Here is a 9014-nt window from a genome sequence, read left to right as displayed (position 1 = left end):
AGGAATAGCGATGCTAAGTATAGCGGGAATAGGTATCCTAAGAAAAAAAGAAGATAATTAAATATTTTACCCAATAGATTTATTCTATTGGGTATTTTTTTATTTTAACACCTAATTTTAGGTGTTAAAACGCAGTTATAAATGACTTAAAAAAATAAAAATCGGTATAATTAAATCAAAGGAAGTGAGAAGGATGGAAAAGAGAGTTTATCTGTGTATTGATTTGAAGACATTCTATGCTTCAGTTGAATGTGTTGAAAGAAATTTAGATCCCTTTAATACTAATTTAGTAGTAGCTGATCCTTCAAGAGGTAAAGGTACTATTTGTTTGGCAATTAGTCCAAAATTAAAGATGGCAGGAATTAAAAATAGATGTCGTATTTATGAAATTCCCGATGGGATTGAATATTTAGTTGTAAAACCCAGAATGAAGAAGTATATTGAATATTCAGCTAATATATATGCTGTTTATTTAAAATATATTGCTAAAGAAGATATTCATGTGTATTCAATAGATGAATGTTTTTTAGATGTTACTAAATATTTGAAATTATACCAGTTAAATGTTGAAGAACTAGCAAAGAAAATAGTTAACGATGTTTTAAAAACTACAGGAATTACTGCTACAGTTGGAATAGGAACGAATTTGTATTTAGCTAAAGTAGCTTTAGATATTACTGCTAAACATAGTAAAAATAATATGGGTTATTTAAATGAACGGCTTTATCAAGAGACCCTTTGGTACCATCAGCCCCTGACTGACTTTTGGCAGATTGGAAAAGGAATATCAAAAAGATTAGAACAACATGGTATTTTTAATATGTATGATCTTGCACATAGTGATGAAAGTACGCTATATCAGGAATTTGGGATTAATGCTCAATTTTTAGTAGATCATGCTTGGGGCAAAGAGCCAACACTAATTAGTGATATTAAAGCATATAAACCAAAATCTAATTCAATATCTAGTGGGCAAGTCTTATTTGAAGATTATAATTATGATGATGGATTGTTAATTGTTAAAGAAATGGTGGAATTAAAGTGCTTGGAATTGATAGATAAGCATCTAGTTACAAATAATATTACTCTTCGAATTAGTTATTCCAAACATGCTGTTAAATCAACAGGTGGTTCATTGAAAATTAATAAAATCACTAATTCATATCAAGTATTAATTGAAAATTTTAACTATTTGTATAGAAAAACAACTAATCCGAATTATTTAATTAGAAAAATAACGATTTCTTTTAATGATTTAAAAGATGAAATATTTGAATCAACAGATTTATTTACAGATTATCAAAAAAGAGAAAAAGAGAAAAAAATTCAAGAAACAATTCTTGAAATTAAACAAAAATATGGTAAAAATGCTATTTTAAAGGGAATGAATCTTCAAAATAAAGCAACAACTAAAATAAGAAACAAATTAATAGGAGGGCATAATGGTGAATAATAATGTTGATCGTGCTAAACAATTTTTAGCTTTTGAAGCATTAAAAGGATTAGATGAGGCATTAAAGGAAAAAGAAAAGGAATCTGTGAATAAAAGGCTTTTTTTTAAAGATGAACAAGCTAATTTATCATATAAATTAGCTCAGTTAAAAGAAGGAATGATTGTAGAATTGATGTATTATGATATTCAGGAATATCATAAAATATCTGGGATTATTACTAATATTGATTATAATTTAAAATCATTAACTGTGATTAATAAAAAAATATATTTTATAGATATTTTAATGATTCAAGGAGAAAATATTAAAGATTTGTATGAGTATTAAATCATAAAAATAGATAGGTAATATCTTATTTATGCTATTTTGACAAGTTATGACATTAGCTAGAAAAAGTAATTATTATAGTGTATAATTATCATGATAACGCTAAGAAATGAGGGATAGTATGAAAAATATTACATTAGTTATCATGGCGGCTGGGATTGGTAGTCGATTTGGTGAGGGGATTAAGCAATTAGCACCTGTAGGACCAAATGGTGAAATTATTATGGATTATTCTATCTATGATGCTAAAAAAGCAGGTTTTAATAAAGTTGTTTTTGTGATTAGGAAAGACATAGAAGAGGAATTTGATCAAGTAATTGGTTCTAGAATAAAGCAAATCATTGATGTTGAATATGTATTTCAAGAATTAGATAATATTCCTGAAGCTTATCTTGAAAAATTTAAACAAAGAACTAAACCTTGGGGTACTGGACAAGCAATATTATGTTGTAAAGATATAGTCAAGGAACCATTTTTAGTAATTAATGCAGATGATTATTATGGTAAACAAGCATATCAAGAGGCTTATGAGTATCTAACTAATAATCAAATGGGCGCTAATAAACAACAAATTGCGATGATTAGCTTTATTTTAAAAAATACTTTAAGTGATAATGGTGGAGTAACAAGAGGGATTTGTAGTGTAAATCAAGATAATCATCTAATTGATATTGTTGAAACACATAATATTGAAAAAGGCGATAACAGTGCTTTTATAAAAGATGGTGATAGGATAATAGATATTGATTTAAATGTACCAGTATCAATGAATATGTGGGCTTTACAACCAGCTATTTTTAATGTGTTGGATGAAAAATTTAAAATATTTTTAGAAAATCTGCATCAAGATGATTTAAAAGCAGAATATTTGCTTCCTACAATAATTGGTGATTTATTAAAGGAAGATTTAGTTGATGTAACTGTGTTAAAATCTCAAGATAATTGGTTTGGAGTAACATACAAAGAAGATAAACAGTCTGTAATCAATAGTATTAAGGAATTAATCATAAATGGGGTCTATCCAAATAAACTGTATTAAGATGATTATCGTTATGATAATCTTCTTTTTCTAAAGGGGGAAAGGGTATGGATACGTTGAAATTATCTTTTAAAAATAAAATAAATAAAAGTAATTTTATAATCCTTGAATGTGATTTTGATCATCAGAGTTATAAAACTTATTTATCTAAAACGCTACAATTAAAAAAGATAATTGTAGAATATGATGATCTTTTTGATAAAACATATATAAAAATTTTTAATCGTGTAAGAGATAGTATTACAAGAGCTTGGCGAACATATGAAAAAGGTGATATTAGAAGTGCAGGAAATATTATTTATAATCTTCTTTTTTCAAATAAATATTTAGGCCATACTTTATGTAGTGAATTTGAAAAAAGTAATCTTGTTAATACTTTATATCGTGGAAGGATCATAAATGATTACTTAGATATTGATAGTATAGATAAATTTATTTCACAAATATTCCATATTCCTTTTAATAAAAGAAATTTAGTTGCTAATGAAAGATATAGTATTTCTGGGTTTCCTTGTTTATATTTAGCTAATAGTGTAGAAGGTGTAAAGGCAGAGTTAGAAATTACTGAGTCATCACATGATTTTTTTATTGGTGATTTTGAGGTTAATAATTCTATTAACTATTTTGATTTAACACCAATATTTTTGAAAGATCTTGATCAGTTATCAATAACAAAGATAAAAGTAGCAATGTTAAAATTACTATTATTAATGGCATGTAGTATTAGGGTTAATAATAAAAAAAGTAACTATTGTTCTAATTATGTTATTCCTCAATTAGTCACTGCTTCTATTGCTAGTAAAGCTAAATATAATTATCGTTGTATAAAATATTTATCAATTAAAAGTTATATAAATAATAGAATTGATTATAATTATGTATTTATTCCAAAATTAAAAAAAGATGCATTATATGATACTGAATTATTAAAGATATTCAATATTATTCCAAATAAAACCTATAATATTTTTGCAGCATCAAAAGAAATGGTATTAATTTAACAACAATAATTTATTCCTAAACTTTGAAGTAATAATATTTGTTGAATCTTTAAGTCTCTAGTTGTGCTAGAGACTTGTTTTTAATCAGTTTTTAGTTCTTTTAATGCTTCAATTGCATAAACTGCTTTTTGTTTTAAAGCATCTTCTAATTGACTAATAACTTCAATTGTTTCTCTAACAGATTCATTGATTCTAATCAATTCATTTAAATCATTTGCTAGACATACTGCTTTTCTAATTTTCATTCCTTCAGCACAGATAATTGAAGATAAAGAAGCTTCCATCATTGCAACAGATTGAATGATTGATGCTAGAGCACAGTTTTCGTCACAACATAAAGTATCGCAGCACCAGTCTTCAATACAGCACTCATCATTACAACCATTATCGTTACAGCAATCATTAATACAAAAATTATTGTCGCATGATCCCATTATGCCATCCCCTTTCTTAATATAAATTATGCATTTAAAATTATAAAGCAAGGGCTGTTATCATAAAAAAAGTGATTAGTATTAATCACTTTTTTTATTCAACAGTTACTGATTTAGCAAGATTTCGGGGTTTGTCAACATCACAGCCTTTAAATTTTGCAGCATAATATGCGATAAGTTGTAATGGTATAGCTACTAAAACAGCTTGAAGAATTGGATTTATATCAGGCATATAATAGGTTTCATTAACATTACCTACTTCTTCATTGGATAAGGTAAACAAAATAACTTTTGCTCCTCTGGCAATAGTTTCTTGTATATTACTAATTGTTTTAGCAGCAATATGGGGCTGGGTAGCAACTGCAATAACAACGCTGCCCTCTTCAATTAGAGCAATTGGTCCATGTTTTAATTCTCCAGCAATATAAGCATCAGCATGAATATAAGAAACCTCTTTTAATTTTAGGGCCCCTTCTAAAACAGAGGCGTAATCAAGGCTACGTCCAATAAAATAAGCATCGTGTTGATCTTTTAGATAATTAGCATATTTTTCAAATATTTCTTCATCTTTTAAAATATTTTCAATATGCTTAGGTAATTGTGCAATGCCTTTGATAATATCTTTATAAATATCATTTTCTTTACTTAAAGTCTGGGCTATATATATAGCTAATAATAAAAGGACGATTACTTGGGTTGTGTATGCTTTAGTACTAGCTACGGCAATTTCAGGTCCTGCACATGTATAAATTGTGGCCATAGCTTCACGAGAAATCGTTGAACCAAGTACATTTGCTATTGCAATTACAGTTGCTCCTTTTGTTTTGGCTAATCTTAAAGCAGCCATTGTATCAGCCGTTTCTCCTGATTGGGAAACAAAGATACATAAGGTTTTTTCATCAATAATTGGTTTGCTATATCTAAATTCAGAGGCAGCCTGAGTAAAAGTTGGAATTCCAGTTAGTCTTTCTAAGATATTGGCTCCAGATAAACAGGCATGATAAGCAGTACCACAGGCTACATAGTAAGCTTTATCAACAGTTTTAAAACGGTTTTTAAGGGTATCGAGTTCTGGTAAGATAATTTGATCTTCGTTTTCAACACGACCTCTGAGGGTCTCACTAATTGCATATGGCTGTTCATGGATTTCTTTTAACATAAATGTGTCATAGCCACCTTTTTGTGCAGCTTCGTTATTATAAGGAATATGAGTAATTTCCTTCTTTATCTCAATTCCATCTGTATTGTAAAAAGTAATTTTATCTTTGCATAGTCTTGCGATTTCATAGTCCTCAATAAAATAAACATCTTTAGTATAGTCTAATAAAGCTGGAATATCACTAGCACCAAAACTAGCATGACCACTTTTTCCTAGAACTAATGGGCTGTCTTTTTTAGTTACATAAACAGTATCTGGTTCTAAAGTTGAAACAATACACAAAGCATAACTTCCTTGAATTTGATTAATTACTTTTTTTAGTGCGTCAAGCATATTTCCATGATAATAAAAATCTAATAGATGAACAACAACTTCACTATCAGTATCACTATGAAAAATATAACCTTGATTTAAAAGCATTTCTTTTAATTCACGATAATTTTCAATAATTCCATTATGAACTAATGAAATAGTATTGCTATTATTGGTATGAGGATGAGAATTAAGGTTTGAAGGGATACCATGGGTTGCCCAACGGGTATGTCCTATTCCCACCCAACCACTTGGAGCATCATAATCAAGCTGATTGATAAGATTTTGAAGTCTCCCTTTAGTTTTAAGAGTAAAAAGTTTATCTTTGTCAACAAGAGTAACTCCTGCTGAATCATAACCTCGGTACTCTAATTTAGAAAGTCCTTGCAATAAAAATGGTAAAGCATTTTCTTTACCGGAAAACGCAGTAATTCCACACATAAAAATTCCTCCATAATATTAAATTTTATTATGTTATTAATGGAGGATACCGAATGAATTTGTTTAATGATCACTCACTATTTTTGTTCATTGTTTAGGTAGTATCATACCTCTAGGTCACCCGCCGAATTTTTCGATAAACCTAGTCCTCGTCAACTAATTAATTAGTCCTGGCGCTATTTTTAACATGTCTCCTTTTAATAACAGTTGCTATTATATACAAATAAAAATAAAAAAGCAACCCATATTATCATATGATTTTTTTATAAAAACGTTATTAAATGCATAAATTTTATAAAAAATAATACGAGTATGAATAAAAAAGGAAAAGTTGTGAAGAATAAAAGTAATTTTACAGCTAAAAAATGTAAAAGATAATAGGAGGTACGATATATGAGTATTCATGATAATCTAGCAGAGATTAGTAAATCATTGGAAAACTTAGAAGAAACAGGAATTTATGATGTTGAAAAATACAGTTGCTCGCTGAAGCATTTAACTAATCAGCTAGAATATTTTTATTGCCATTTAGTTAAAGATGGAGGACGAGATATAGATAGTACATATTACCATTTACCTAATCGACCTAAGATTCATCAATTAGCATATTTCAATATTGGTAGGGGATTTCCAAAAGAACTAATGGATGGACACTGGTGTTATATTTTAAAGGATCTAGGTTATAAAATGTTGATTATACCATGTACTTCTTTGAAAGGGACGGGATGTAATCCAGAGTTTGAATTAGATATTGATGTGATGATGTCTAATACAAGAACTAAAAGTCGTTTACAATTAAGTGAGATTCGTTGTGTTGATATGCAGCGTTTAGATTTAAGAAAACCGTTTTGTGAAGTTTTAAGTAATCGACAAGAGATTGTCCAATATGTAGAAGAGCATTTATTAAAATAAAAAGAGCCTATATAATAGGCTAATAAACTAAAATAAGTAGAGTAATGATTAAAATAAAACAACAGAATAATAGGGCTATTTGATTAAATAAATTAATTAATATAGTTGCAATTATAGCGCCTAAAATAAAAGAAATAATGATTGCTAAATAATTAAAACAATGATTTAATGAGTTTTTATCTTTTTGATATAAAAAGGCAGATAATTTTTGTCCTGCAGATCTTAAGTTTCCAGTGCACATTGTAGATGCATAGGGTAATTTCTTTACAGTTTTAAATGTATTAACCTGTAAAGAACATACTAGACCAATTGCAGCATTACAAAAAAGATTTGGGATTTCTTTTGGGATGAATGCAATTAAGGCTAAGAAAATTATTTCGATAATTATTATTAAATGCTGCCATTCTACATATTGGACTTTACTTAATTTATGTTTTATATACTCGCTAATAATAATGCCTAGAAAAAAAGCTAAAATAGGAATTAAATAATAGCTGGCTCCTAAATAATCTTGATTAGCTAATTTTAATCCCATAAGAACCATATTTCCAGTTTGGGCATTAGCAAAGACATTTCCTTTTAAAATATATGTATAGATATCTAAAAAACCCCCAACTAAAGCAAGCAGTATGCCAATAAGCAATGATTCATGAATCGTTGCTTTGAAATAATTTTTAATTCTCATACACTAAAACATGTAGCTGGAAAGCTACATGTATTTTTATAAGTTTAATAAACGTTTAGTATCGCGAGCGATAACTAATTCTTCATTAGTTGGGATAACAAAGACTTTAACTTTTGAATTAGGAGTACTAATTAAACGATCTCCCTGACCATTTACATTTGCATCTTCATCTATTTCAATACCTAAAGCATCCTTTAACAAATCACAAATTCCTTTTCTTGCAAAAAATGAGTTTTCACCAATACCAGCAGTAAAACAAATCGCATCAACACCACCTAAGGCAATAAAATAACGACCAATATAAGCAATAACACGACGATAGAAAATATCAATTGCTAGTTGAGCTCGTTCATTACCTTCTAAAGCAGCATTTTGAACATCTCTAAAATCACTAGAAACCCCAGAAATACCAAGTAGTCCTGATTCTTTATTTAACATTGTAATTACTTCTTTCATATCCATGCCAACTTCTTCAATCAAATAATCAATTACAGAAGGGTCAACATCACCACTACGAGTTCCCATCATAATTCCTGCAAGTGGAGTAAATCCCATTGAAGTATTTACTGATTTACCATCTTTAACAGCACTCAAAGATCCCCCTGCACCTAGATGAGCAACAATAATTTTTGAATGTTCAGGATTTCCTAACATTTCAATGCAGCGTTGAGATACATAATAATGACTGGTTCCATGAGCACCATATTTGCGTACTTTGTAGTCAGTGTAATATTTATATGGAATTGGATAGATATAACATTTTGGTTCTAATGTTTGATGAAAAGCTGTATCAAACACAGCTACAGCTCCAGCATTAGGGATAGCATCTTTAAATGCATAATATCCAGTTAAGTGAGCTGGATTATGTAATGGAGCCAATGATTTTAATTCATCGATTTTATTAACAACATCTTCATCGATAATTGCTGATGAATTGAAGTAAGAACCTCCTTGAACAACTCGGTGACCAACACCTTTGATTTCATCTAGGTCTTTGACGATTCCTTTTTCAATTAAAGTGTCTAGTAAAAGTTCAACAGCAACTTTATGATCTTTAATTGGACTAGTTGTAACAGTTTTTTTTCCGTTATATTTAATCGTAAAAATTGAGTCTTCTAAACCAATTCTTTCGATTACACCTGATGTAATAACAGATTCATCATTCATTTCAAATAATTGGAATTTTAATGATGAGCTACCTGCATTTACAGAAATAATTTTTGCCATTTTATAAAGCCTCCTTAATCTAT

At 28.8% G+C, this 9014-nt stretch carries 9 protein-coding genes; 5 read left to right on the top strand and 4 right to left on the bottom strand.

Features of this window, described 5'->3' with window-relative positions:
* Positions 1–193 precede the first annotated feature (193 nt).
* The 4 genes from ACLR9T_RS12690 (at position 194) to ACLR9T_RS12675 (ending at position 3821) form a co-directional block, all read left to right on the top strand.
* Positions 194–1453, top strand: a complete 1260-nt coding sequence (locus ACLR9T_RS12690; RefSeq protein ID WP_413109872.1) for a DNA repair protein — start codon at positions 194–196, stop codon at positions 1451–1453.
* A complete protein-coding gene (locus ACLR9T_RS12685; RefSeq protein ID WP_413109871.1) occupies positions 1443–1781 on the top strand; it encodes a hypothetical protein in 339 nt (112 codons plus the stop codon). The genes ACLR9T_RS12690 and ACLR9T_RS12685 overlap by 11 nt, the downstream gene beginning before the upstream one ends.
* A gap of 121 nt (positions 1782–1902) precedes the next feature.
* A complete protein-coding gene (locus ACLR9T_RS12680) occupies positions 1903–2820 on the top strand; it encodes a nucleotidyltransferase family protein (protein WP_413109870.1) in 918 nt (305 codons plus the stop codon).
* Positions 2821–2867: 47 nt separating this feature from the next.
* Positions 2868–3821, top strand: a complete 954-nt coding sequence (locus tag ACLR9T_RS12675) for a hypothetical protein (protein ID WP_413109869.1) — start codon at positions 2868–2870, stop codon at positions 3819–3821.
* Between the two features lie 80 nt (positions 3822–3901).
* On the opposite strand, the gene ACLR9T_RS12670 is transcribed toward ACLR9T_RS12675, so the two are convergent.
* Entirely contained in the window at positions 3902–4255 is a 354-nt protein-coding gene (locus ACLR9T_RS12670; protein WP_413109868.1) for a hypothetical protein, read from the bottom strand.
* A 94-nt stretch (positions 4256–4349) separates the two neighbouring features.
* Positions 4350–6167 (bottom strand): glutamine--fructose-6-phosphate transaminase (isomerizing), encoded by a 1818-nt coding sequence (gene glmS, locus ACLR9T_RS12665; RefSeq protein WP_413109867.1) that lies wholly within the window; start codon positions 6165–6167, stop codon positions 4350–4352.
* Between the two features lie 393 nt (positions 6168–6560).
* On the opposite strand from glmS, the gene ACLR9T_RS12660 reads away from it, so the two are divergent.
* Positions 6561–7079 carry a hypothetical protein gene (locus tag ACLR9T_RS12660; RefSeq protein WP_413109866.1) on the top strand — a complete coding sequence of 173 codons (519 nt, stop codon included), beginning with the start codon at positions 6561–6563 and terminating at the stop codon, positions 7077–7079.
* A gap of 19 nt (positions 7080–7098) precedes the next feature.
* Here the strand turns inward: ACLR9T_RS12660 and ACLR9T_RS12655 are convergent, their stop codons facing one another.
* Together ACLR9T_RS12655 and ACLR9T_RS12650 are read right to left on the bottom strand one after the other, a co-directional pair.
* Positions 7099–7764, bottom strand: a complete 666-nt coding sequence (locus tag ACLR9T_RS12655; protein ID WP_413109865.1) for a YoaK family protein — start codon at positions 7762–7764, stop codon at positions 7099–7101.
* 36 nt (positions 7765–7800) lie between these two features.
* Positions 7801–8991, bottom strand: a complete 1191-nt coding sequence (locus tag ACLR9T_RS12650; protein ID WP_413109864.1) for an acetate/propionate family kinase — start codon at positions 8989–8991, stop codon at positions 7801–7803.
* Positions 8992–9014 lie beyond the last annotated feature (23 nt).

The organism is Thomasclavelia sp. (assembly GCF_047249845.1).
In the GTDB taxonomy this organism is placed as follows: Bacteria; Bacillota_I; Bacilli_A; order Erysipelotrichales; family Coprobacillaceae; genus Thomasclavelia.
The sequence above is the reverse complement of the archived record's forward strand: the minus strand, read 5'-3'. Positions and strand labels throughout refer to the sequence as shown.

Coding starts and splice junctions, on each gene's coding strand:
- ACLR9T_RS12690 (WP_413109872.1), top strand. CDS start 194: ATGGAAAAGAGAGTTTATCTGTGTATTGATTTGAAGACATTCTATGCT.
- ACLR9T_RS12685 (WP_413109871.1), top strand. CDS start 1,443: ATGGTGAATAATAATGTTGATCGTGCTAAACAATTTTTAGCTTTTGAA.
- ACLR9T_RS12680 (WP_413109870.1), top strand. CDS start 1,903: ATGAAAAATATTACATTAGTTATCATGGCGGCTGGGATTGGTAGTCGA.
- ACLR9T_RS12675 (WP_413109869.1), top strand. CDS start 2,868: ATGGATACGTTGAAATTATCTTTTAAAAATAAAATAAATAAAAGTAAT.
- ACLR9T_RS12670 (WP_413109868.1), bottom strand. CDS start 4,255: ATGGGATCATGCGACAATAATTTTTGTATTAATGATTGCTGTAACGAT.
- glmS (WP_413109867.1), bottom strand. CDS start 6,167: ATGTGTGGAATTACTGCGTTTTCCGGTAAAGAAAATGCTTTACCATTT.
- ACLR9T_RS12660 (WP_413109866.1), top strand. CDS start 6,561: ATGAGTATTCATGATAATCTAGCAGAGATTAGTAAATCATTGGAAAAC.
- ACLR9T_RS12655 (WP_413109865.1), bottom strand. CDS start 7,764: ATGAGAATTAAAAATTATTTCAAAGCAACGATTCATGAATCATTGCTT.
- ACLR9T_RS12650 (WP_413109864.1), bottom strand. CDS start 8,991: ATGGCAAAAATTATTTCTGTAAATGCAGGTAGCTCATCATTAAAATTC.